Consider the following 23,969-nt stretch of genomic DNA (forward strand, 5'->3'; position numbering starts at 1 on the left):
GCCAGACCGACCTGGGAGCAGCCCCCCGATGGCTCGACACCTCATCACCAGCGCCCTTCCGTACATCAACGGGATCAAGCACCTGGGCAACATGGTGGGGTCCATGCTCCCGGCGGACGTGTACTCCCGCTACCTCCGCCAGCGCGGCCACGACGTCCTCTACATCTGCGCGACGGACGAACACGGCACCCCGGCCGAGCTGGCCGCGAAGGAGCAGGGTCTCCCCGTAGCGGAGTTCTGCGCGCAGGCGCACGACGCGCAGAAGGCGGTCTACGACGGCTTCGCGCTGGCCTTCGACTACTTCGGCCGCAGCTCCTCCCCCCAGAACAGGGAGATCACGCAGCACTTCGCCCGCCGCCTGAACGAGAACGCCTTCATCGAAGAGCGAGCCATCCGCCAGGTGTACTCGCCCACCGACGGCCGTTTCCTCCCGGACCGCTACGTCGAGGGCACCTGCCCCCACTGCGGCTACGACAAGGCCCGCGGCGACCAGTGCGAGAACTGCACCCGGGTCCTGGACCCCACGGACCTGATCAACCCGCGCTCGGCGATCTCCGGCTCCACGGACCTGGAGGTCCGTGAGACCAAGCACCTCTTCCTCCTCCAGTCGAAGCTCCAGCACGAGGTCGAGGAGTGGGTCGCGGCCCACGAGGAGGAGTGGCCGCAGCTCGCGTCGTCCATCGCCCGCAAGTGGCTCACCGAGGGCCTGCACGACCGCGCGATCACCCGCGACCTGGACTGGGGCATCCCGGTCCCCGCCGACACCTGGCCCGAGCTGGCGGCGGAGGGCAAGGTCTTCTACGTCTGGTTCGACGCCCCGATCGAGTACATCGGCGCGACGAAGGAATGGTCGGACGCGGCCCCCGCCGGTGAGACGCGCGACTGGAAGTCCTGGTGGTACGAGAGCGACACCGGCGAGAACCCCGTCCGCTACACGGAGTTCATGGCGAAGGACAACGTCCCGTTCCACACGGTGATGTTCCCCGCCACCCAACTCGGCGTACGCGAGCCGTGGAAGAAGGTCGACTACGTCAAGGCCTTCAACTGGCTGACGTACTACGGCGGCAAGTTCTCCACGTCCCAGAAGCGAGGCGTCTTCACCGACCAGGCCCTGGACATCCTCCCGGCGGACTACTGGCGCTACTTCCTCATCGCCAACGCCCCCGAGTCCGACGACTCGTCCTTCACCTGGGAGCACTTCACGGCGACGGTCAACAAGGACCTGGCCGACACCCTGGGCAACTTCGTCAACCGGGTCCTCTCCTTCTCGAAGAAGCGCTTCGGCGACGAGGTCCCGGCGGGCGCGGTGGCGGGCGAGGCGGAGACGAAGCTGGGCGAGCAGATCGCCGATCTGGTGGCGGAGTACGAGACCCAGATGGAGTCCCTCCAGTTCCGCAAGGCCGCGGCGGCACTCCGCGCCCTGTGGTCGGCCGGCAACTCCTACCTGGAGGAGAAGGCCCCCTGGCTGGAGATCAAGACCGACCCGGAGGCCGCGGCCCTCACCCTCCGCACCGCGATGAACCTGATCCACCTCTACGCGGTCGTCTCCGAACCCTTCATCCCGTCCTCCTCGGCGGCGATGCGAGCAGCGTTCGCGCTCCCCGCCGACACGGCGACCTGGGTGTCGTCGGAAGAGGCGAAGTCGCTGACCTCCGTCCCCGCGGGCACCCCCTTCACCGTCCCCCCGGTCCTCTTCGCCAAGCTCACGGACGAGGACCTGGAGACGTACAAGGAGCGCTTCGGCGGAGACCAGGCCTGACCCGGTGGCGAAAGGGGCGCTGCGGCGCGGACCGGGGATGAGCCGATGACGTACTACGTCACCACCCCCATCTACTACGTCAACGACGCCCCCCACCTCGGCCACGCCTACACCACCGTCGCCGCCGACGTCCTCGCCCGCTGGCACCGCCGGCGCGGCGAGGACGTCTGGTTCCTCACGGGCACGGACGAGCACGGCCAGAAGATCCTGCGCACGGCGGAGGCGAACGGCGTGCCCCCACAGGAGTGGGCGGACCGCCTGGTCGAGGAGTCCTGGAAACCCCTCTGGGCCCATCTCGGCATCTCCAACGACGACTTCATCCGCACCACCGAGCGCCGCCACACCGACCGCGTCCAGGAGTTCGTGCGGGACCTGTACGACAAGGGCGAGATCTACAAGGGCGGTTACGAGGGCCCGTACTGCGTGTACTGCGAGGAGTACAAGCTCCCGGGCGAGCTGGTCGAGGCGGAGGACGGCACCAAGCTGTGCGCCATCCACCGACGCCCGGTGGAACTCCTCAAGGAGGAGAACTACTTCTTCAAGCTGAGCGAGTACGGCGACCGTCTCCTCGCCCACTACGAAGCCCACCCGGACTTCATCCAGCCCGCCTCGGCCCGCAACGAGGTCGTGAACTTCGTCCGCCAGGGTCTCCAGGACCTGTCGATCTCCCGCTCGACCTTCGACTGGGGCGTCAAGGTTCCCTGGGACGAGTCACACGTGATCTACGTCTGGGTGGACGCGCTCCTCAACTACGCGACGGCCGTCGGCTACAACGAGAACCCCGAGAAGTTCGAGGCGACCTTCCCGGCCGACGTCCACCTGGTCGGCAAGGACATCCTCCGCTTCCACGCGGTGATCTGGCCGGCGATGCTCATGGCCAACGGCCTGCCGCTGCCGGGCCGGATCGCCGCCAACGGCTGGCTCCTGGTCGGCGGCGAGAAGATGTCCAAGTCCAACCTGACCGGCATCGGCCCCGAGACCCTCACCGCGCACTTCGGCGTGGACGCCTACCGCTGGTACTTCCTGCGCGCGATCGCCTTCGGCCAGGACGGTTCCTTCTCCTGGGAGGACTTCACCGCCCGCTACACCAGCGAACTCGCCAACGGCTACGGCAACTTGGCGTCCCGGGTGACCGCGATGACGGCCAGGTACTTCGAGGGCGTCCTGCCCGCGCCGGGTGAGGAGTCCGAGGCCGAGCGCTCACTCAAGTCCGCTCTGCTCAGGGCGACTTCGGAGGCGGACCGCCGTATCGGCGACCAACTCGACTTCCAGGGCGGCATCCTGGCCGTCTTCGACTTCGTCCGGCAGGTCAACGGCTATCTGACCGACCAGGAACCCTGGAAGGTCGCCAAGTCCGACTCCCCCGAGGCCCGCACCCGCCTGGCGACGATCCTCTACACGGCCGCGGACTGTCTCCGCGCGATCGCGATCCTCCTGGAACCGGTCATGCCGGAGACGTCGGAACGCCTCTGGGACTCCCTCGGCGCCTCGACGTCCTTGGGCGCGCTGAGGGACCAGCGGGTCCGGGACGCCTCCGTGTGGGGTGCGCTTCCGCCCGGCTCACCGGTGACGAAGGGCGCGGTGCTCTTTCCGCGTCTCGATGACCGTACGGACTCCTGACCGAGCACGCTGAACGTGTCCTCCGCCCGGTCCCGCCGCGCCGCCAACTCCCAGGCGCCGTAGGCGATTTCGTCCGGGTCGAGGGTCCGGTCGCCCACGTTCCCGAACCGCTCGGGACCGCCCGTCACCAGCCGACTTCGAACCGCAGGACCTCGTCACCCTGATCTGGGCGATGTCCCAGGTGATCCGGGAGCCGATGGAGACGGCGCCCGACGCCTGGCGCCGCTGCCTGGCGTTCTTCCTCGACGGTCTGCGGGCCGGTGCGGCGCACCCGATCGAGGTGCCACCCTTGACCCAGGGGCAACTCGGCGAGGTCGCACGGTCTCGCTGACCGACCCCGTCGTAGACGTGTTCGCGCCAACCCGTAAGGTTCCGCCATGGCAGTCCCCGAGGTCATTCCGATCGCCTACGAGCCGAATCAACGCAGCGGCGCCGTCGGCCGCTACGCGGACGGCCAGTTCCTGGCGTCGGTCACCTACGCGTTCCCCCAAGGCTTCCGTCCCGACGACGGCTGGGAAGAGCAGAAACGTCTCTACACGGTGCTCCACACCTTCGACGCCGCGGGCCGCTACCGCGACTCGGAGATCTGGTGCGCCGGCACCTGGGCCGAGCAGCAACGCGCCCCGCACGGCGACGATTCGGTTCTCTCCCAGGCCCGCATCCACCTGGCGAAACTGCTCCGCGCCCTCCCCCGCCGCAGTTACACCGACATCGCGATCCGCCCCTTCCAACGGACCGTCGACGGCGTCCTGTTCGGCCTCCTGGTCGAGGAGGACGAGGAGGGGAGCTGGGCCGAACTGTTCCCGGACCGGCACTGCTTCGGGCCGCCGTGGGACGGCACGTACGACAGCTGAGCCGCAACTCCCTTGCACCTGGCTGGTGTTCTCGCTTCGGCAGATGCAAGGGCGGCTCGTTGCTCGCTGATTCCTAGGACAGGACGCCGGCGCCCGTGGTCGTGGCGAGTTCCGTCGGCAGGTTCTTGGCGGAGGTCTCCAGACCGGCCGTGAGGGTCGGCGTCCAGTTCACGGTGGTCTTCAGCTTCTTGGAGTTGGCGGCGTTGTAGGCGGCGACGAGGTCGGTGGCCGTGCCGTTGACGAGGTTGCCGCCGCCCGCGATGGACCCGGTCCCGTCACCGCTGAACAGCTTGGCGACCTTCTGACTCGCGGGAATCCTCCAGTAGTTGTCCTCGGCGACGACCTGCGCCTTGGCACGGGAGTTGACGCTGTACTGGAGGACGTACCCGTTGAGGTTCGTGGTGTCGTAGAAGTTGTTGTAGATGTGGATCTGTCCGATCCGGGCCAGCGGAGCCCGCTGCACGATCCCCTTCCACACGTTGTGGTGGATGGAGACGCGCAGCTTGCCGACGCTGTCGGTGTCGCTGCTGCCGATGAGCATCGTCTTGTCGTGGTTGGTGAACTGGTTGCGCTCGACGGTCACCAGGTCCGAGCCCTTGGTGATGTCGAGGTCGCCGTCGTGGATCTGGTACTGGCGCCCGTAGTACGTCGGGTCGGAGGTGTCGAGCCCGGGCGCGTCGGTGAACGTGTTGTGGTCGGCCCAGACGTGCGTGGCACCGCGCAGCGTGACCGCGTCGTACTGCGAGTTCCAGTTGCCGCTGTCCCCGTCCGTCGGGTCCCACTGCGGGAAGCAGTCCTGGGTGGCGGCGAAGGTCAGGTTCCGCACGATGACGTTGTCCACGCTCTGTATCTGCAGCATCCCGCCGGTGATCCCGGCCTTGGTGCCGGGCACGCCCACGACGGTGGTGTTGGCCGGCACCCGGAAGATGATGTTCTTCCCCTGCTTGGCCTGCGCTGCGGCCCGCGCCTTCTCCTGCGTCCCCGAGGGCAGCTTGGAGGTGCCGTACGTGGACGGGTCGAAGGCCTTGAGGTACGCGGCCAGCGAATAGCCGGTCCCGGAGGAGTAGTCGGCGCAGCTCACCTTCTTCCCCGAGTCGTCGGTGTTGGCGTCGATCGTCCCCTTGATCTTGACGATCCGCGGGGTGGTGTCACCGGCGGACCCCAACGCCTTCACGAGCTGCGCGCGGGTGCTGACGGTGAAGGTGTGGGCGGCGTCGGCCTTGGCGCCGCCGGTGGTACCGGTCCCGGACGACGCCCAGCCGTCCTTGGCCGCGAGCGTCTGGTGGTACAGGTCGACGGCCGCGGTGGTACTGGCCGCGTTCGCGTTGAGCACGAGGATGCCGGCGCCGATGCCCGCGGCGGCGGCAGCGGCGGTGACGACGATCGTGCGGCGCTTGCGGACGGAGCGGCGGTGGGAGGGGGAGGGAGTGGGGGTGGGGGCGGGTGAAGCGGTGGCGGCCACGGGGGAGTCCTTTGGTGCGGTGAGGGGTTACGACTCCTCAGTGGCCGTGCGGATCAGGAAGGTTGCCGCGGCCCGCCAACTTTCCTGATCGTGAGCACAGTTAACGATCTACGAGGACGCGGATGCCGATGCGGATGCGGATGCGCTCGGCTGGGTGTCCGTGCTGTCGTGGGTCTCGTCCGGGGCGACGCCCATCGTCAGGTGGGCGCGGACACCCTTGGCGATGCGCTTCTTGTCGTAGTCGAGGTAGAGCAGGCCGCCTTCGTGGCCGTTCTGCGGGTAGATCGTGTCCTCTGTGAGGGTGGTGCGGGTGGTGGTGTTCGTGGAGTACGGCGTCACGGCGGCCGACGCGAGCACGGACTTCTCGTCGAAGAAGAGCTGGCCGGTGTGGCAGGTGTGCCCGCCCTCATAACCGGCGTCCGTCCATGTCCCGTCCACGTGCACCTTGACGTGGATGTGGACGCAACGGCCCTGGTACCACCCCGGGAACACCGTCTTGAAGGTGACGTAGCCGCGCTTGTCGGTCTTCCAGGTACCGCGCAAGTACCGCTCGTCGTCGGTCGGTTCGGAGTGGCCACCACCGGTTCCGCCGGAGGGGGCGCCGGACGGGGGCTCCCCGGTGGGGGTACCCGAGGGTGTGTCGGTCGGCGTACCCGAGGGCGCGTCGGTGGGGGCGCCGCCACCCCCACCGCTGCTCATCGCCTCATACCCGGAGTAGATGCCGAGCGCGCTGCAGTGCCAGATGTCGACGGCGGCGTTCCGGAGCGGCTTGCAGGTCTCGGCGTCGATCACCTTGAGGGCGAGGGTCAGCGGAATGCCCTCCTCGTCCTCGGTGATGTCCTGCCGGATCTTGTCGGCGTCGATGTAGTACGGCCCCTCGGTGGTCTCCGAGGTGAGCGTGTAACACGTCTCGCCGCCGCTCGCCTTGCTCTTCCCGGGCGCGGTCGGGCTCACCCCATCGGCAAAGGCACTCGCGGCGAGTCCGCCACCCACACCGACCGCGACGACGGCGGCCCCGCCCGCGACGACGACCTTGCGCCGGGTCAAGTCCCGTTTGTGGGCGGGGGATTGGCTACGCGGTTGTTCCGGCGACTGTGCTGTTTCGTTTCCCGTCATGCCCGGACGGTAGGTAAGAGGCCTGTAAGAAGCATGGGTGTGGGCTGTGGTTTCCCATGAATCCTGAAGACGTCTCCTCAGTTGGAGCGGGTGCGCTGCTCGCGTATGCGGTGGAGGAGGGCGGCGAGGGTGATGGGGGTGAGGGGGAGCATCCGGGTAGGTGATTCGCTCTCTCGGAGGAGCAACTCGCCTTCACTGTCGGCTAGTTCCACACATTCGTTGCCCGCCGCGCCACCGGAGTACGTGGACTTCTGCCACTGGATCACGGCTACCGCTCCTTCCGTTGTCGTGGGTCGGCTCCGAGATGGCGCAAGAGTCCGACGAGCCCGGTGCAGGTGACGGAGAGTATTCGGGTGGGATCGTCGCTCTCTCGGAGGAGCAACGCCGCGCTGGCGCAGGCGAGTTCGACACAGGAGGACCCGTCCGAGCCGCTTGAGAAGGTGGACTTTTGCCACTGGATCACGGCTACAGCTCCTTGGTGAGACGGTGGACGAAGTCCCGCGACCGGGCGGGCTCCAGCGATGCCGACTCCACTTTACGGAAGAGTGTTCGCATCGCCTGAAGCTGCGCGGCCGCATCCACGAACGCCGCTCCGGACGGGGTGTCCTTCTGTACGGTGTCCAGCGCCGGTACGCGTCCGCCTCCGTAGAGCAGCGCAGCACTCGCACCCCCGAACCCGTCGACGTCGAACGGGATCACGCGCACGGTGACACCAGGGCGCTCGGACTGCCTTAGCAGTTGGTCGAGTTGAGCCCGGGCCACGCGCCGATCGGCGACCCGTGTCCGCAGGACGGACTCGTGCAGCACAGCTGTGTACGGCGACTCGCCGTCTCTCGCAAGGGCCGCCTTGCGGTGCATACGGTGCGCGACTCTCGCCTCCAGTTCGCTCGCCGGTAGTTCCGGCCGCCAGTAGGTGAAGACGGCACGTGCGTAGTCCTCGGTCTGCAGGGGCCCTGTGACATGCGCGGTACCGATCTCCTGGACGAAGGTCGCGTGGTACTCCAGCTCCGCCAAGTCCAGGAATGCTGGAGGGAGGATGTCCCGGTACTCCTCCCACCATCCATCGACGCGCTCCGTCGCCATCTCCACGAGCGCGTCGATCAACTGCGTGTCCGTGCAGGTGTATTGAGCCGCAATCCGCCGAACTCGCGCCTCGCTGACACCCGCGACCCCCGATTCGATCTGACTCATCGTCACCGAAATAGTGCCTAGCGACTCCGCTGCCTGACGTGCCGTAAGACCCGCCGCCTCGCGCAGCCTGCGCAACTCCCGCCCTAGCCGACGCTGTCGAGCCGTGGGCTGCTTCCGTGGCACCTGCACCTCCCTGCCTCACCACATTGGGTGACCAGGTTACGACAACAGGTTGCGCCATACTAACTTTATTCTCTACCGTCAGTGACGCGACGCACACCCTGCGGAACGCCGGGACCCCGGAAGCGCACCGCCCCGCCATGCCATGCCGGCCGCGACAAGCCACCGCCCGCCGCCCCGGCCGCCCCCTGGGAATACACCCTCACCATCCCCCACGACCCCCGCTCGGTCACCGTCTGCCGCCGCACCCTTCGCCTGATCCTGACGATGCACGGACTGATCGGCCTCGTCGACACCGCCGAACTCCTCGCAACGGAGCTGGTGGGCAACGCCGTTCGCCACACGGAGGGGCCCGCCGCGCTACGGGTCTCCTGGGCGCCCAGTGTCCTCCGCATCGGCGCCTGGGACGCGAACCCCGAACCCCCGGAACCCCCGAACGAATTGACCGCGATCACCGATCTGGAGGAGGGGCGCGGCCTCGCCCTGGTCAAGGCCTGCGCCGACCTCTGGGGCTGGCAGCCCCTGTCCAGGAACGGCCACCGGGGCAAGTACGTCCGGTGCGAACTGGGCCGCTCGACCCCGCCCCCAACGCCCTTTCGTTGACGGAATGTTGACCGGTGTATGGCACAGCATTGGCGAACCCCCGCTATACGTTCGGCCCCATGCCACCACTCCCCCCACACCCCCAGCAGCGGGCCCGTCAGCAGGCCCCCCTCCCTGTCCTCCCATACCGCAAGCCCACCAAGGGCCGTGACTACTGGGTGCTGAACGACGTGCTTCCGGATGTGGATGCCGTACGGGAGCGGTGTCTCGCGAAGGACGACTGGGTCAAGGGGTATCCGTACACGTCGGAGACCTGGCCGGGGCTGCGCACCATGCCGGGGCTTGAGCCGGCCGAACTGGGGCGGATCGAGCGGCTGGTGAAGCAGGCGATCGGGGTCAAGGAACTGTGGGTGGAGAAGGCGCCCGGCGGTGGGACGCTCAACCACAACTGCATCCAGGTCGTGGGGAAGGGCGAGAGCGAGCCCCGGCCGCACACCGACTCGCGCGCCCTGTGCCGGTATGCCGCCGTGCTCTACCTCAACCCCTCCGTGCCGAAGGACTGCGGGACCAGTTTCTACCGGCAGCATCTCCCCGGTGGACGGCTCGGTGGCAACGTCGTCCAAGCCCCGCACAACAACCTCGTCGAGGCGCTGGGGACGCGGTTCGTGGCGCCCGACGCCTTTGAAGAGGACGTGCGCGTGCCGCACAAGTACAACAGCCTGCTGCTCTACCACGCCAACCTCGTGCACAGCGCGACCGGTTACCACGGCAGCTCGCTGGAGGAGAAGCGGATGACCGCCGTCTTCTTCTGGATGGCCTGAGTACCGGGCGGTCCGAGTACTGGGCCGTCTGGCCCCGACACCTCTGTTTCTACGGCGACTTACGGCACCTTTCTCCGCTCCGTCAGCGCCGCCCCGGACACCATCCCCACCGCGATCGCCGTGACGATCGTGACCAGCTTCAGGAGGTCCCGGAAGCCCTCGATGACATGCCCGCCCGCCAGTGTCGTCAGGCCGCGCATGCCGAGGGAGCCGACGGTGAGGGTGAAGAAGCCGGGGAGGAGCAGGACCAGGCGGGGTGGGCGGTGCTCGGAACGGGCCAGCAGTGTCGCCGCCGCCGACAGCACCGCCGCCGCCACGAACGTTCCCCCGACCTCCCCCACCAGCTTCGTGAACAGCGACTGCACGCCCACCGTGACGTAGACGAGGGCGAGCAGCGGCCAGTACAGGCGGCGGGGGACGGCGAAGGCCAGGACCGTGCCCGCCGTGAACACGATCCAGCCCAGGAACAGTGCCCAGCGCGCCATGTCGGAGTCCGCCGCGATGTCCCAGAGGGAGTGCGTGGAGGTGCCTGTCGCGAACACGCCCAGCATCACGCCCAGATAGAGCTGCACCAGCAGGAACACGGCGTAGACGAGGCGGATCGCGCCGGTGGTGATGAGGCCGGCGGCCAACTCGGCGGTGGCCGCGCTCAGATAGTCGCCGGGGACGAAGAAGAAGAGGGCGGGCAGCATCAGCAGCACCGGGCCGCCGTGGGACGGTTCGCGGGCGAACACCTCAAGGGCCACCACGGAGACGACCGTTGAGACGACCAGCGGCAACACCTTCGCCAGGCGCGGGAGTTGGTCCGCCGTGATCGCCAACGCCGCCGCGATCGTGGCCAGTACCGCCGTCGACCCGACCTCGTACCAGGTGGGCTGCATGAGCGGGGCGAAGCCCAGTGAGAACAGCACGATGCCGAGGAGCTTGAGCGGCCAGGGGTAGGGGGCGGGGGCGCTCTCGATCCTGGCGAGCCGTCGGTCCGCCTCCGGCACGCTCAGGCGGCCCTTCTCCACGTCCGTGAGTAGGGGTTTCAGCGCGGTGACCTGGTCGAGGCGGAACACCTCGGGGAAACCGCGCACCGTCACGGTCCGCGTTCCGCCCCCGGCGGTCACGGTGAGCGCCGCCGCGTCCGGGACCAGGAGCAAGGACGCCTCGCCGCCCAGGGCCCGGGCCGCCGACCGCACCGACTCCTCGATCAACTCCGCGCCCTCACCGCTCGATCGCAGGAGCAGTCGGGTCAACCGGGCCAGGAACGTGGTGAGTTCGTCGAGTGCGGCGGGGGCCGCGCGCTGTCGCTCCACGACCACCTCCCTCACCGATCGCCGACCCAGCACACCTCTTGCGCAGAAATGTGACACTCAGGGCCCCGAGTGTCACATTTCCTCGGAACCCACCCCCAGCCTGGACGGTCCCCGCCCGCCCGGCATCTCGGCCCCCGGCCCTCACCCGAACGGCCCACCCGACCTGCGTTCGCCCCGGCCCCCGCCGAGTCTGGCCACACCACCTGAACGCCATCCCAGGGAGGGCCCGTGGCCTCGATGGACGTCCCCGCCGACCTGCCGAAACCGGTGCCGACGGCGCGCGCGACAGCGAGAGCGCGGCCCGCGCCCACCCTGACCTGGGTCACCCTCGCGCTGATGACGACCTCCTCGGTGGCCAGCCTGCGGGCCGCCCCGACGATGGCCGTGTACGGCCTGGCCTGCGTGTTCCTCTACCTCGCCCCGGCGGTCGTGTTCCTGCTGCCGACCGCGCTGGTCTCGGCGGAACTCGCCTCCGGCTGGAGCGGCGGTGTCTACCGCTGGGTCAGCGAGGGGCTGACGAAACCACTCGGATTCCTCGCCGTGTGGTGCCAGTTCGCGATGACGATCTTCTACTACCCGAGCCTGCTCGCCTTCGTCGCGAGCACCATCTCGTACGTCATCGACCCAGCCCTCGCCTCCAACGGCCTCTACACCGCGATCGTCATCATGGTCCTGTACTGGACGGGTGTGTGGGTGTCGTCCCGTGGGACCAAGGCCCTTGCGGGACTGTCCAGTTGGGGACTCATCATCGGAACTCTCATACCGGGCACCATCCTTGTCGTGCTCGGCATGGTCTTCCTCTCCCAGGGCAATCCGTCGGCCGCGCCGATGACGTCCAGCCATCTGCTGCCCGAGTGGACGGGCCTCGCCAGCCTGGTCCTCATCGTCAACAACTTCCTCTCCTACTCCGGCATGGAGATGAACGCCGTCCACGTCTCGTCGCTGAAGGACCCGGCGAAGGAGTACCCCAAGTCGATGTTCCTGGCGATGGGGTTGGTGCTGCTCATCTTCATCCTCCCCGCCCTGGCGATCAGTTGGGTGGTGCCGTCCGACCAGACGAGCCTCACCGCCGGTGTGATGCAGGCGTTCAACGCGTTCTTCTCGTACTTCCACATCGGCTGGATGACCCCGATCGCCGCCGTGATGCTGGTCTCCGCCTCGCTGGGCGGCATGCTCACCTGGCTGGCCGGACCGTCCAAGGGCCTGCTGGAGATCTCCCGCAGCGAGGGCTATCTCCCGCCGTTCCTGCAGAAGTTGAACCGGTTCGGGGTGCAGCAGAACATCCTCGTCACCCAGGGCGTCGTCACGACCGTCATCGCCCTCGGGTACGCGCTGCTCCCCAACGTCTCCAACGTGTACTGGATCTTCTCGACCATCACGACGCAGGTGTACCTGATCGTCTACCTGTTGATGTTCGTCGCCGCGATGAGGCTCCGGAAGACCCAGCCCGACCACCCTCGCGGCTATCGCGTCCCGGCCCTTCATCTCCTGTGCACGGTAGGTCTGTTGGCCTCGGTCGCCGCGCTCGCGATCGGCTTCGTCCCGCCCTCGCAGTTCGGCGGCGGCAGCGTCTGGTCGTACGTCGGGATCATCGGCGGCGGTCTGGTGATCCTCGGGCTGCTGATCCCGTGGGCGTTCCTCAAGTTCCGTAAACCCTCGTGGCGTACGACCGCGCGGGCGGAGGACGGGACGACGGCGGGTGATGTCGCATGAGCCCCACCAGGTTCGCCTCCGAGCACCGGTGGATCTACGTCGGCGCGATCGTCCTGCTGGTCGCGCTCGCCGTCGTCGGCGTCATCCAGTACGACAGCGTGAAGACCACCAACAAGGCCACGGACAAGGCGAATCAGCTCGCCGACGCCGCGGTGGCCGCCGGCTATCCCCGGCCCGAGACCAAGACGATCGCCCGCGCGCTCGGCACCGACGGCGGGATCGTCTGCAAGGACCCCGGCAGTGCCCTGAAGTCGGCCCTCTGGAAGATCAATGTCTCCAACGGGGCCGCGTTCGTCGGCCAGCGCCCGGTCATCGGCGACACGGCCGCGCTGCGGGCCGAGGCCAAGATCCTGGAGATCTACTGCCCGGACAAGCTGCACAAGATCCAGGACAAGATCGACGACCTGAAGACCGACGACACGGTGAGGCAGTGATCACGATGACCGAACTCGCGTCCCGTATCGCCGGGTTGATGCCTCGCGCGCAGGCCGACCTCACCGAGCTCGTCGCGATCCCGTCCGTCGCCGACCCCCGCCAGTACCCGCCCGAGGAGTGTCACAAGGCCGCCCGGTGGGTCGCCGACGCCTTCACCGAGGCGGGTCTGCGGGACGTGCACCTCGCGGAGACCCCGGACGGCAGCCACGCCGTGATCGGCCACCGCCCGCCCCCGCCCGGCGCCCCGACCGTCCTCCTCTACTGCCACTACGACGTCCAGCCCCCGCTCGACGACAAGGCGTGGACCACCCCGCCCTTCACGCTCACCGAGCGCGACGGCCGCTGGTACGGACGCGGCACCGCCGACTGCAAGGGCAACATCGTCATGCACCTCACCGCCCTGCGCGCGCTCGGCGAAGACCTCCCGGTCGGGCTGAAGTTCGTCGCGGAGGGCTCGGAGGAGCAGGGCACGGGCGGGCTTGAGCAGTACGTCGCCCAGCACCCGGAGAAGTTCCTCGCGGACGCGCTGCTGATCTGCGACACGGGCAACGCGGCGGTCGGTGTCGGCACGGCGACCACGACCCTGCGCGGGCTCGCGAACGTCGTCGTCACGGTCAACACCCTTGCGGGCGAGGTCCATTCGGGCATGTTCGGCGGCCCGGCACCCGACGCGCTCGGCGCGCTCATCCAACTCCTCGGCTCGCTCCGCGACCCGGAGACGGGCGCCACGGTCGTCAACGGCCTGGACTGTGAGGGGACTTGGGAGGGCGTCGGCTACGACGAGCAGCAGTTCCGTACGGACGCGGGAGTTCTGGACGGCGTACGGCTGACCGGCACCGGAACCGTCGCCGACCGCCTCTGGTCCCGCCCCGCCGTCACCGTTCTCGGCATCGACTGCCCGCCGGTCGTCGGCTCCGCCGCCGCCGTACCGGCGACCGCCCGCGCCCGCGTCAGCCTGCGCGTCCCGCCGGGCACGGACCCCGGCGCCGCCCGCGAGGCACTCACCAAACACCTGACGGACGCGGTCCCTTGGGGTGCGAGGGTGACGGTCGAGACGGAGGGCACCGGCTCTCCGTTCCGCGCGGCCACGGACGGCCCGGCGTACACCGCACTCGGCACCGCGATGGAGCGGGTCTACGGCAAACCCCTCGCCTTCCTCGGCCAGGGCGGCTCCATCCCGCTCTGCAACGTCCTCGCCGAGGCCTACCCCAGCGCCGAGATCGTCCTCATGGGCGTCGAGGAACCCCGCTGCCTCATCCACGCCCCGAACGAGAGCGTCGACCCTTCGGAGATCGAGCACATGGCGCACGTAGAGGCGCTGTTTCTCCGGGAGTTCGCGAAGTCCCGGCGGCACCAGGGGAGTTAGTACCGCAGCGCCGTGCCGACGTCCGCCTTCACGCCGCCCGACAGCTTGCGGTTGCTGCGGGCGGTCGCCGTAGCGGACTTGTGGGACGGGACGTCGGAGACGGTGACGACGACGGTGTCGAGGAGATTGCCGCCGTCGTCCTTGAACTCGACCTGTACGGCGAAGGACCTGGCCGAGCCGTCGGTGTTGCCGACGGTGACCTCGACGGTGCTGCGGCCGGCCGAGTCGGTGGTGGGGGTGCCGAGTCGGACGGCGTCCTTCGCGTCGGCGCCGTTCTTCACGTTGTCCAGCTTGCGGCCGGCCTCGGCGGTGGCCGACGCGATCGCGCCGGTGGCCTGGGCGCCGACGGACGCGACGGCGGAGGCGGCCCTGCCGGCGACGGAGGACGGAGTGCTGTCGTCAGAACAACCGGTCAACCCGGCCAGACCGGTTAGGCCCAGGGTGACAGCTGCCGCCACCCGCACCGCACCGCGCCTGTTCCGGGCCATGTCGCCTCCATGAGTGTCGGGTCGCCCCTCAAGCCGTCCCTCCAGTGAAGGGCCGATGCGGTACGGCCGCATGCCGGCGTCACCCGAACGGCACCGCACTGCTCGCGGCCCCGGGGCATCGGGGGTGCGCTGGCAGTCACACGCGCGGAGGAGGCAGGGGTGACGGAACTCGACCGGCTGCGGGCGCGGGTGGCCGAACTGGAGGCGGAGCGGCGGCGGGGACCGGGACGCCGGGTGCGTTCGCTGGTCGCGATCCTGCTGGTCGTCGTCGGATGCGTCCTCGCACCGCTCGGCGTCGTGGCCGCGTGGACGGCGGACACGGTCGGGGACACGGACCGCTATGTGGCGACGGTCGCGCCGCTCGCCTCCGACCCGGACATCCAGAACGCCGTCGCGAACCGGGCGACGTCGGCCGTGATGGACCACCTCGACCTCACCGCCCTGCTGTCCGGTGCGGCGCCCGACCAACGCCCGTTGCTGGAAAAGGCGTTGGGGGCGCTGGGGGGCTCCCTGGAGGACTCGGTCCGCGCCTTCGTCCACGACAAGGCGCAGGCGGTCGCCGCCTCGGACGCCTTCGCCACGATCTGGAAGGACGCCAACCGCCGTGTCCACAGCACGGTGGACAAAGCCCTGACCGGCAGCGGGGGCGGCGCGGTACGGCTCGACGACGGCGCGGTGACGCTCGACGTGGGCCCGGTCGTGGACCAGGTGAAACAGCGGCTGGTCGACGAGGGGATGACGGTCGCCGGAAAGATCCCCGAGATCCACACGTCGATCACGCTGCTCAAGAGCGACGACCTGACCAAGTACAAGACGTACTTCCGTCTCCTCCAACTCGCCGGTACCTGGCTGCCGTTGGTGGCGGTACTGCTGGTCGCGGCGGGTGTCCTGCTGGCGCGACGGCGACGGCGCGCGCTGGTGACGGGCGCGCTGGGCGTCGCCGCCGCGACGGCTCTGCTGGGCATCGCGCTACGGATCTTCCGCGCCGTCTACCTGGACGCGCTCCCGGCGGGAGTGTCACCGGCGGCGGCCGGCGCGGTGTACGACGCGCTGACCCGTTTCCTGCACACGACCGTGCGGATGGTCGTGGCGCTGGGCGTGGTGGTCGCCCTGGGCGCCTGGCTGACGGGTCCGGGCCGCCGGGCCGGTCTCGTACGACGGCTGTGGACGTCCGGGATCGGGGCGGTGCGGGCGGTCGCCGACGGGGCGGGGCTGCGTACGGGACCGGTGGGACCGTTCGTGCGCCGGTACCGGGCGTGGATCAGCTGGGTGCTGGTGGGCGGAGCGCTGCTGGCGTATCTGCTGTGGTCCCATCCGACGGGGTGGGTGGTGGTCGGGCTGGGGCTGGCGGTGCTGTTCGGGCTGGCGGTGGTGGAGTTCCTGGCGACGGAACCGGGGCCGGGGCCGGAACCGGGGGCCGCGCCGGGTGTCACCCGTTCGGCGTAACTCCCCTGGTGGAGGGGTTGCCGCGGCCGGATGGTCGAAGCACCACACACCACAGAGAGGTGGGGTACGGCCATGACCCAGCAGCCGCACTCGACGCAGCAGCCGCACTCGCCGTCCGCCGGCGACCAGGAGCGGCCCCCGGCCTGGAACGACTCCGGCCAGGCGCCCGGCACCCGAGGCCACGTCCCGCCCCCGCCCGGCGGCGGCCTCGCGATGGGCGGCGCGGTCTTCGCCGGCGTCCTGATGCTGATGAACGGCGTCATCGCCATCCTCCAGGGCATCTCCGCGCTGGCCAAGGACGACGTCTACACCCGCGTCGGCGACTACATCTACAGCATCAACCTCACCGGCTGGGGCGTCATCCTGATCTGCCTCGGCGCCGTGGGCGCGATCACCGGCTGGGGCATCCTCCGGGGCATGAGCTGGGCCCGGGTCTGCGGCATCGTCCTCGCCAGCCTCAGCGCCATCCTCCAGTTCATGTTCCTCCCGTACGCGCCGGTCTGGTCGGTCATCATGATCGCGGTCGACGTGTTCGTGATCTGGGCACTGGCGGCGTACAGCCCGGCGCGGGCCGGAGCGCAGCAGTAGGGCGGCGCGGGGCGCCGGAGGTTCTTACGAAACACGGACGTCCGGCGCCCGGAACCGGTGCGGGGAGGCATCGGCGGGGGGTGGGGTGCGACGCTGGCCCCATGCAGCAGTCGTACGAGAAGGTCGGGAAGGCCGAGGGGACGGTCGGCGCCCGGGTACTGGTCGTCGACGACGACCCGACCGTCGCCGAAGTCGTCTCCGGGTATCTCGACCGGGCCGGGTATGTCGTGGAGCGGGCCGCGGACGGGCCGGACGCGCTGGCCCGGGCCGATGCGCACTGGCCCGATCTCGTCGTGCTCGATCTGATGCTGCCGGGGATGGACGGGCTGGAGGTCTGCCGGCGGATGCGGGGACGCGGGCCCGTACCGGTGATCATGCTGACCGCTCGCGGGGACGAGGACGACCGGATCCTGGGCCTGGAGGTCGGGGCCGACGACTACGTCACCAAGCCGTTCAGCCCCCGGGAACTCGTCCTGCGGGTGGAGTCCGTGCTGCGCCGGTCCCGGTCGCCCGTCGGGTCCGCCGTACCGGTGAGCGCCGGGGGACTGGGCGTGGACCCCGCCGCCCGCCGCGCCACCAAGGACGGCGTCGAACTCGCCCTCACCCACCGGGAGTTCGACCTTCTCGCCTTCTTCCTCCGGCATCCGGGGCGGGTGTACGGGCGGGAGGACCTGATGCGCGAGGTGTGGGGGTGGGACTTCGGTGATCTGTCGACCGTCACCGTCCATGTACGGCGGTTGCGCGGGAAGGTCGAGGACGATCCGGGCCGGCCGCAGTACATCCAGACGGTGTGGGGGATCGGGTACCGCTTCGATCCCACCGGCACCGAGGGGGACTGACCGCCCATGCGCGACGCCCTCCTCATCGCCCTGTTCGCCTTTCTCGGAGCCGCCGCCGCCGGAGTGCTCGGCGCCGGTGCCCTGTGGTTGCTGCGGCGGCGGTCGCTCACCGCTTCCGTGTCCGTCGTCGCAGCGGTCGCCGTGACCGCCATGCTCGCCGGGACGCTCGCCGTGGCACAGGCGATGTTCCTGTCCCGGCACGATCTGTCCGTGGTGACGACCGTGGTCGCGATGGCCGCCGTCGTCTCCCTGCTCACCGCCCTGCTGCTCGGCCGCTGGGTCGTCGCCCGCAGCCGTGAACTCGTGCTCGCCGCCCGCGACTTCGGCGACGGCGGCGACTACTCCGCCCCCGCCCGCCCCGGCAACGCCGAACTCGCCGACGTCAGCCGCGAGTTGGCCGCCACCAGCGCCAAGCTGGCCGAATCCCGCGACCGCGAGCGGGCGTTGGAGTCCTCGCGGCGCGAACTCGTCGCCTGGATCTCGCACGACCTGCGCACCCCGCTGGCCGGTCTGCGCGCCATGTCCGAGGCCCTGGAGGACGGGGTCGCCGCCGACCCCGGCCGCTACCTCCGCCAGATCCGCACCGAAGTGGAACGCCTCAACGACATGGTCGGCGACCTCTTCGAACTCTCCCGCATCCACGCCGGCTCACTCGCCCTCACCCGCTCCCGCATGTCCCTGTACGACCTCATCGGCGACGCCCTCGCCGGCGCGGACCCGCTCGCGCGCGAGCACGGCGTACGGCTGGTCGGCGACCGCATCGAACCGGTGCCCATCGAGGTCGACGGCAAGGAGATGAGCCGGGTGCTGGGGAACCTGCTGGTCAACGCGATCCGGCGGACGCCCGCCGACGGCACGGTGGCCATCGCCGCCGAGCGGTCCGCCGACGGGGTCGTGCTGTCCGTGACCGACGGCTGCGGGGGGATTCCCGAGGACGACCTGCCGCGCGTCTTCGACACCGGGTGGCGTGGCACCCACGCCCGGACCCCGCCTGCCGGGGCCGGATTGGGGCTCGCGATCGTGCGCGGGATCGTCGAGGCGCATCAGGGCCGGGCCGCCGTACGGAACGTGTCGGGCGGCTGCCGGTTCGAGGTGACGCTGCCCGCGGCGGAGGTGTGAGCCGACCCCAGGGCGAACCTGCACGGTGCACCCCCGCACCCGCGGACCCCTGGGTCAGGTCACACGTGGCCTATGCCGCCCCCGCCGAAGGAACCGCTCCTCCCGGGCAGCCAGCGCAGCCTGCTCTGGTCCTTTCCCGTTCTCGTCCCGGAGTGATGGAGCTGGTACGGCATCAGCCGTTCCTTCTCCTCCGAGGCGACGGGCATCTCGTCGGGTTCCCGCATCTCGCGCATCTCGTGGACGGCGCCGCCCGCGGGGAGGTGGGGCTGCTCCTCGGGGAGCGGCCGTGGAAGTTCCTGGTCCCGGATCTTCATACCGAAGTGGATGGCCCAGACCAGCGCGCCCGCGATCAGCAGGCCACCGAGAAAGGCGGCGCCCACGTCGAGGGTGTTGTGCGACGCGGCCAGCAGTTCGTACGTTGCCATGCTCATACTCCGAGTATCACTCTTTCGGGGTGAATGTGGTGATTCGGGTTAGATAGTCCGCCACTTCGACCGGGTCCCGGGTCAGCAGCGCTATGTGGTTGTCGGGGCGGACCAGGACGAGGGCGGGGGCGGAGGTCCGGATGCCGTACGCGCGTCGGGCGTGACCCTCGTGGTCCCGCAGGTCGCTGCCGCCGCCGTCCACCGTGAACGCCTGGAGCAGATCGTCGTGCTCGGCCCCCAACTTGCCCACCGCGCCCGCCACTTCGGCGCCGAAGTCGAGCAGGGTGAAGCGCGGGTCCGCGTACACCTCGAAGAGCCGGACCGGGTTGCCGGACGCGTCCAGGCAGGGGGCGTCGGGGGCACGGTCGCCGGGGCGCAGGACGGCGGGGTCGCCGGTGGCCGCGGGAGTGGCGGTGGCGGCGAGGGAGCTCCAGCGGTAACCGGTGCCCATCGGCGGCGGGGCCGCGGCCTCCACGCCGGTGCCGGGCTCTTTGACCGCCTCGCGGACCCGGGCGTACAGGTCGGTGCTGATGCCCAGGGTCCAGGCGGCCACCGGGAGGCGCTCCTCCTCGTAGGTGTCCAGGAGTCCGGGGCCCGCCTGCCCGGCGGTCGCCAGGGCGAGTTTCCAGCCCAGGTTGTAGGCGTCCTGGATGCCGGTGTTCATGCCGAGGCCGCCGGCGATCGGGTGGATGTGGGCGGCGTCCCCGGCCAGGAGGACCCGGCCGACGCGCATCCGGTCGACCATGCGGACGTTGACCCGCCAGAGGGAGAGCCAGGTCGGGTCGGTCAGCGTGATGCCGGGCACCTGTGCGTACCGGTCGAAGATCCGCTGGAAGCTCTCCAGTGACGGCGGCAACGGGTCGCCGCCCGCGTCGAGTTCGGGGCCGGCCTGGAACTGGAAGGAGTTCGTGCCGGGCATGGGGCAGAGCATCACTCCGCTGCCGTCCGACGCGAACCACTGGTGCCAGACGTCCCGGCTGATCCCCTCGGCCTCGACGTCACCGACGACCATCGACTGCGTCTCGTCCGTCGTGCCGTCGAAACGCACCCCCATCGCCTTGCGCACCCGGCTGCGCCCGCCGTCGCAGCCGACGAGATAGCCGGCCCTGACGCGCTCGCCGTCGGCGATGACGGCGGTGACACCGTCCTCGTCCTGCTCGAACCCGGTGACCTCCGTGCCGGCCTCGACGGCGATCCCGAACTCCGCGAGCCGTTCGCGCAGGAGTCTCTCCACCTGCCACTGCCCGATGAGGACCCCTCGCTCGTACGGCGCGTCGGGTGTGGGGCGGGCCTCCGCGAAGGGGTCGGTGTCGTTCACGTGCGCGCCGTCGAAGTACTTGCGGAACGGCAGCCGTGTCGTCCCGGCGGCGAGGGCGCGCCCGGTGACGCCGACATCCTCCAGAACCTCCAGGGTGCGCGGCTGCAGACCCTTGCCCCGGGACTCCCGGTGCGGGGCCGGGGCCGCGTCCACGATCCGCACCCCCGCACCGCGCCGGGCCAGCTCGATGGCGAGCGTGAGGCCGGTCGGTCCGGCGCCCGCGATCAGCACACCTTCGTTCCGTACAACGTCGTCGGTCATGAGGGTCCTCTCGTTGTCCCTGTCCATGGAACATCGGCCGACGAGAAAATGCAACCCGGTCTCAGAAGATTCTCGGTCTCATCCAATCCCGAGTCTCATTATTCTGGTAACGTCGACGGCATGGACGAACCCGCCGGTCTGCGCGAGCGCAAGAAGGAACGCACGCGGAACCTCATCGCTCAGGAAGCCCTGCGTCTCTTCCGCGCGCAGGGTTTCGACGAGGTGTCCGTCGTCGAGGTCGCGGCGGCGGCCGAGGTCTCCAAGGCCACGCTGTTCCGGTACTTCCCGACCAAGGAGGACCTGGTCCTGCACCGCTTCGCGGACCACCTCGGCGAGGCGGCCCGCGTGGTGCGGGAGCGCCCGGCAGGCCTGACCCCGACCGCGGCCCTGCGCGACCACTTCCTGGCCGGACTCGCCGCCCGGAACCCGATCACCGGCCTCAACGACCACCCCGAGGTGCTGTCCTTCCAGGACCTCGTCTACCGCACGCCCAGCCTCCACATCGGCATGAGACAGCGGTACACCAGCCAGGACATCGACGCGCTCGCGGACGCCCTGCCGTCCGGCGGCGGCTCCGGCTCCGGCGGTGCGCCACCGATCGTCAGACGCCTGGCCGCGGCCCATCTGATCGCCGTACAGCAGGAGTTGGGGCAGGAGAACTGGCGGACGATCACGTCGGGACGGACCGCCGACGAGGCGTACGGCGACGCGGTCCTGGCCGCGGAGGGGGCGTACGGGCAGCTCATGACGGGGCTGGACGCGGTGTAGCCGGCGAACACGCGAGCAGCCCCGCCCGGAGGACACACGGTCCTCGGAGCGGGGCTGGCCTGCACCCGGTGAACCCCAATGCCTGGGGAAACAGGTACTAGTTGGAGAAGTACAGGTACTTCCAGCCGGTGTACGTCGTCGAGTTGACGTTGTCGCCGGACGAACCGTTGACGTACGCGGCCCGGATGCGGGCCTTGATGCCGGACTCGCCGGGGGCGCCGAGGCTGACCGCGACCTTGCCGTTCGTGTTCAGGGCGAAGTACTCCGAGTCGGAGTCGTACCACTGGCCGTTGTAGTAGACCTGCAGGTCGAGCCGCTCCTCGCGGTTCTTGTAGTAGGTCATCGTGGTGGTGACGACCGGCGCCGAGTTCTTGTGGAACCAGTAGTACGACGTCGAGCCGATCTTCGCCTTCTTGTAGTGCTTGGTGATCGCGGTGGAGACCTTGACCTTGGCGTACGCCGTGACCTTCACCGTCTTGGACGCGTTGCGGGCGTCACCGGCGAAGACCGCGCTGACGGCGGTGTCGCGGCTCATGTCCACGGTCACCGTGATGTTGCCGCTGGAGTTGACCTTGCCGGTCTTGACCAGCTTCTTCGGCTTGTCGCCGCCGAAGGGGTCCGAGTAGATCGCGACCGTGCGGTTCTTGTACGTCTTGCCGAGGTGCGCGGTGAACTTCACGTCGGCGCCGTAGGAGTACAGCTTGCCGTTGTTGTTCAGGCTCAGGGTCGTGGCCGAGCGGGAGACGGCGACCTTGTCGGAGGCGCTGACCGCCGCGTGCCCGGCGTCGCCCGCGTAGGCCACCTTGTAGGTGACGGTGCCGCCGGCCGGCGGGGTGTCCGTGAAGGAGTAGGTGCCGTTCGCCTTCACCGTGACGGCGGGCAACGCCTTGCCCTTCGTGGACTCCAGGTCGGTGCGCGTGACCTGGAGCTTCGCACCGGCGGGCAGCGCGACCGTCGCCGAGAGCTTGCCGGTGACGGTGAGCTTCTTGGCACGGGGCGCGGAGGAGGGGGCGTTGACCGTGAGGGTCGGAAGGTTCTTCTCCGGGTCGGTCAGCGCCTTGAGGGTGTAGCCGCTGTCGGACGTTCCGGCCAGTACGAAGAGGCGCGACGAGTCGGGGGCCCAGGCCAGGCCGGCCGTGCCGTAGGAGCCGACGGTGTACGTGCGGATCGCCTTCGTGGCGCTCGGACGGTACGTCGTGACCGTGTTGCCGTTGGCCTGGGCGACGAACCCGTCCCGGGCGACGTCGGCCCGCTCGGCGCCCGGGAAGGGGCTGGTGGCCTGGGTGAACCCGCCGTCCGCGTACGCGTCCACCACATGGCCGTTGACCAGCACCCGGTCCGCGCCGGCGAGGAGGTCGATGTCGGCGATGCCGCTGTTCAGCGTGTAGTCGCCCCAGTACCAGGCGGTGAGCGCGGGCGTGCCGCTCGACACGTCGACCACGGCCATCGAGTCCGTGGAGTCGCCGCCGGTCTGGCCGATGGCCAGGACACCGGGCCGCAGCGGGTCGGTGTCCAGCAGGGCCGGCCCCCAGAGACCGAACGAGGTGCCCTCCGTCGGGAACTGCGCCAACGTCACGGGATCGGTGCCGCTCGCCGGGTCCACCGAGGGATCCACGGAGCCCAGGTCGCCGTCCCACTGGTCGCCGTAGGTGAACCAGAGCCTGCCCGCGGTGAAGGCGAGGTAGCGCGGGCCGGTGGTGGTGGCGACCGGATAGCGGGCCTTGACGTCGAGCGTGGCCGCGTCGAGCGCCACGATCTCGTGCGTGCCCTGGGCCGCCGCGTACACGGTCGCCCCGTCGTCGGACACGGCCAGGTCGGAGACCCCGCTGATGCCGCCCGCCGAGGCGAGGACCTTGCCCGAGTAGTCCGTGGCCGCGACCGTCCCGGCCGAACGGTCGCCGACGAACACCCGCTTGAGGGCGCCGTCCGCGACGAGACCGCCGGGCGTGATCACGTTGGCGGTCGCCGCCGAGGCCGTACCTGTCGCTACGACGCTGAGCGCCGCCGAACCGAGAAGGACCGCGAGCGCTGTCGCGGTCGAGATGCTGCGCATCCGCACGTGCTGTTCCCCCCACAAGGAAAACCGGTCAGGAGACCGGGAGTTGAGAGCGCCGCGCAACACCCGGACGTGACCGCGGATGAGAGACGCGGTGACGCGCGGGGCGCGGCTGCTGAGAGCAGCGTATGACATGGCTGTGACAGCTGGGAAAGGAGTTATGGGGTTGTCGTGTACGCGCGCTGTTCGGGGACGGCGACCCCGGGATCGCGCTGCCGGACGGCCTGTGCGGCAAGCCGCTGCGGGGCCCGCCCGGCAGTACCGCTCGACGGCCGCCGACGGCACCCGCGTCGACGTCACCGTCGAGGTGTCCACGGTGTACGACGCCGCGTACCGGCCCGGGGCGTGGTCGCCTCCACC

24 protein-coding genes are annotated in these 23,969 nt (G+C 69.8%); 14 read left to right on the plus strand and 10 right to left on the minus strand.

Going from position 1 to position 23,969, the window contains the following annotated elements; genetic code table 11:
- The first annotated feature begins 28 nt into the window (after positions 1-28).
- From metG (OG226_RS25925) to OG226_RS25940, 4 genes are all read left to right on the plus strand, one after another.
- Positions 29-1,759 (plus strand): methionine--tRNA ligase, encoded by a 1,731-nt coding sequence (gene metG / locus OG226_RS25925; RefSeq protein WP_328681166.1) that lies wholly within the window; start codon positions 29-31, stop codon positions 1,757-1,759.
- Positions 1,760-1,804: 45 nt separating this feature from the next.
- On the plus strand, positions 1,805-3,379 hold the full coding sequence (gene metG / locus OG226_RS25930; RefSeq protein ID WP_329350163.1) for a methionine--tRNA ligase: 1,575 nt from the start codon (positions 1,805-1,807) through the stop codon (positions 3,377-3,379).
- 172 nt (positions 3,380-3,551) lie between these two features.
- Entirely contained in the window at positions 3,552-3,710 is a 159-nt protein-coding gene (locus OG226_RS25935) for a hypothetical protein (protein ID WP_328681161.1), read from the plus strand.
- A gap of 46 nt (positions 3,711-3,756) precedes the next feature.
- Complete coding sequence (locus tag OG226_RS25940; RefSeq protein WP_328681159.1) at positions 3,757-4,233, plus strand: hypothetical protein; 477 nt, start codon at positions 3,757-3,759, stop codon at positions 4,231-4,233.
- A 73-nt stretch (positions 4,234-4,306) separates the two neighbouring features.
- Here OG226_RS25940 and OG226_RS25945 read toward each other — a convergent pair whose 3' ends face one another.
- From OG226_RS25945 to OG226_RS25965, 5 genes are all read right to left on the minus strand, one after another.
- Positions 4,307-5,695 (minus strand): pectate lyase family protein, encoded by a 1,389-nt coding sequence (locus OG226_RS25945; protein WP_329350164.1) that lies wholly within the window; start codon positions 5,693-5,695, stop codon positions 4,307-4,309.
- Positions 5,696-5,803: 108 nt separating this feature from the next.
- Positions 5,804-6,811 carry an intradiol ring-cleavage dioxygenase gene (locus OG226_RS25950; protein WP_329350165.1) on the minus strand — a complete coding sequence of 336 codons (1,008 nt, stop codon included), beginning with the start codon at positions 6,809-6,811 and terminating at the stop codon, positions 5,804-5,806.
- Positions 6,812-6,888: 77 nt separating this feature from the next.
- Positions 6,889-7,077, minus strand: a complete 189-nt coding sequence (locus OG226_RS25955; protein ID WP_328681152.1) for a DUF397 domain-containing protein — start codon at positions 7,075-7,077, stop codon at positions 6,889-6,891.
- Positions 7,078-7,079: 2 nt separating this feature from the next.
- Entirely contained in the window at positions 7,080-7,274 is a 195-nt protein-coding gene (locus OG226_RS25960) for a DUF397 domain-containing protein (RefSeq protein WP_328681150.1), read from the minus strand.
- A 2-nt stretch (positions 7,275-7,276) separates the two neighbouring features.
- Complete coding sequence (locus OG226_RS25965) at positions 7,277-8,125, minus strand: helix-turn-helix domain-containing protein (RefSeq protein ID WP_329350168.1); 849 nt, start codon at positions 8,123-8,125, stop codon at positions 7,277-7,279.
- 204 nt (positions 8,126-8,329) lie between these two features.
- Between OG226_RS25965 and OG226_RS25970 the strand changes: the two genes are divergently transcribed.
- Positions 8,330-8,725, plus strand: coding sequence for an ATP-binding protein (locus OG226_RS25970; RefSeq protein ID WP_329353515.1), 396 nt, complete (start codon positions 8,330-8,332; stop codon positions 8,723-8,725).
- A gap of 59 nt (positions 8,726-8,784) precedes the next feature.
- Positions 8,785-9,486, plus strand: coding sequence for a DUF6445 family protein (locus OG226_RS25975; RefSeq protein ID WP_328681146.1), 702 nt, complete (start codon positions 8,785-8,787; stop codon positions 9,484-9,486).
- Positions 9,487-9,545: 59 nt separating this feature from the next.
- Here OG226_RS25975 and OG226_RS25980 read toward each other — a convergent pair whose 3' ends face one another.
- Positions 9,546-10,787, minus strand: a complete 1,242-nt coding sequence (locus OG226_RS25980; RefSeq protein WP_329350170.1) for a threonine/serine exporter family protein — start codon at positions 10,785-10,787, stop codon at positions 9,546-9,548.
- A 228-nt stretch (positions 10,788-11,015) separates the two neighbouring features.
- Here OG226_RS25980 and OG226_RS25985 point away from each other — a divergent pair, with 228 nt between their 5' ends.
- The 3 genes from OG226_RS25985 to OG226_RS25995 are packed head-to-tail and all read left to right on the plus strand — an operon-like array spanning position 11,016 to position 14,301.
- Positions 11,016-12,500: an APC family permease gene (locus tag OG226_RS25985; RefSeq protein ID WP_328681142.1), complete on the plus strand. Its 1,485-nt coding sequence runs from the start codon at positions 11,016-11,018 to the stop codon at positions 12,498-12,500.
- On the plus strand, positions 12,497-12,934 hold the full coding sequence (locus tag OG226_RS25990) for a hypothetical protein (protein ID WP_328681141.1): 438 nt from the start codon (positions 12,497-12,499) through the stop codon (positions 12,932-12,934). The genes OG226_RS25985 and OG226_RS25990 overlap by 4 nt, the downstream gene beginning before the upstream one ends.
- A 5-nt stretch (positions 12,935-12,939) precedes the next feature.
- Positions 12,940-14,301, plus strand: a complete 1,362-nt coding sequence (locus tag OG226_RS25995; protein ID WP_329353516.1) for a dipeptidase — start codon at positions 12,940-12,942, stop codon at positions 14,299-14,301.
- Here the strand turns inward: OG226_RS25995 and OG226_RS26000 are convergent.
- Complete coding sequence (locus OG226_RS26000; protein WP_329350171.1) at positions 14,298-14,789, minus strand: hypothetical protein; 492 nt, start codon at positions 14,787-14,789, stop codon at positions 14,298-14,300. The genes OG226_RS25995 and OG226_RS26000 overlap by 4 nt on opposite strands.
- Positions 14,790-14,948: 159 nt before the next feature.
- Here OG226_RS26000 and OG226_RS26005 point away from each other — a divergent pair, with 159 nt between their 5' ends.
- From OG226_RS26005 to OG226_RS26020, 4 genes are all read left to right on the plus strand, one after another.
- A complete protein-coding gene (locus OG226_RS26005) occupies positions 14,949-16,235 on the plus strand; it encodes a hypothetical protein (protein ID WP_329350173.1) in 1,287 nt (428 codons plus the stop codon).
- A 72-nt stretch (positions 16,236-16,307) separates the two neighbouring features.
- Positions 16,308-16,823 (plus strand): DUF7144 family membrane protein, encoded by a 516-nt coding sequence (locus OG226_RS26010; protein ID WP_328681135.1) that lies wholly within the window; start codon positions 16,308-16,310, stop codon positions 16,821-16,823.
- A gap of 101 nt (positions 16,824-16,924) precedes the next feature.
- A complete protein-coding gene (locus OG226_RS26015) occupies positions 16,925-17,662 on the plus strand; it encodes a response regulator transcription factor (RefSeq protein WP_329350174.1) in 738 nt (245 codons plus the stop codon).
- A 6-nt stretch (positions 17,663-17,668) separates the two neighbouring features.
- On the plus strand, positions 17,669-18,781 hold the full coding sequence (locus OG226_RS26020) for a sensor histidine kinase (RefSeq protein ID WP_328681131.1): 1,113 nt from the start codon (positions 17,669-17,671) through the stop codon (positions 18,779-18,781).
- 59 nt (positions 18,782-18,840) lie between these two features.
- Here the strand turns inward: OG226_RS26020 and OG226_RS26025 are convergent, their stop codons facing one another.
- Together OG226_RS26025 and OG226_RS26030 are read right to left on the minus strand one after the other, a co-directional pair.
- Complete coding sequence (locus OG226_RS26025) at positions 18,841-19,212, minus strand: DUF6479 family protein (protein ID WP_328681129.1); 372 nt, start codon at positions 19,210-19,212, stop codon at positions 18,841-18,843.
- Between the two features lie 10 nt (positions 19,213-19,222).
- Complete coding sequence (locus OG226_RS26030; protein WP_329350176.1) at positions 19,223-20,785, minus strand: FAD-dependent monooxygenase; 1,563 nt, start codon at positions 20,783-20,785, stop codon at positions 19,223-19,225.
- A 120-nt stretch (positions 20,786-20,905) separates the two neighbouring features.
- Here OG226_RS26030 and OG226_RS26035 point away from each other — a divergent pair, with 120 nt between their 5' ends.
- Complete coding sequence (locus OG226_RS26035) at positions 20,906-21,553, plus strand: TetR family transcriptional regulator (protein ID WP_328681124.1); 648 nt, start codon at positions 20,906-20,908, stop codon at positions 21,551-21,553.
- Between the two features lie 97 nt (positions 21,554-21,650).
- Here OG226_RS26035 and OG226_RS26040 read toward each other — a convergent pair whose 3' ends face one another.
- A complete protein-coding gene (locus OG226_RS26040; RefSeq protein ID WP_328681122.1) occupies positions 21,651-23,606 on the minus strand; it encodes a YncE family protein in 1,956 nt (651 codons plus the stop codon).
- Positions 23,607-23,969: the final 363 nt, after the last annotated feature.

This window comes from Streptomyces sp. NBC_01261 (assembly GCF_036226385.1).
In the GTDB taxonomy this organism is placed as follows: domain Bacteria; phylum Actinomycetota; class Actinomycetes; order Streptomycetales; family Streptomycetaceae; genus Streptomyces.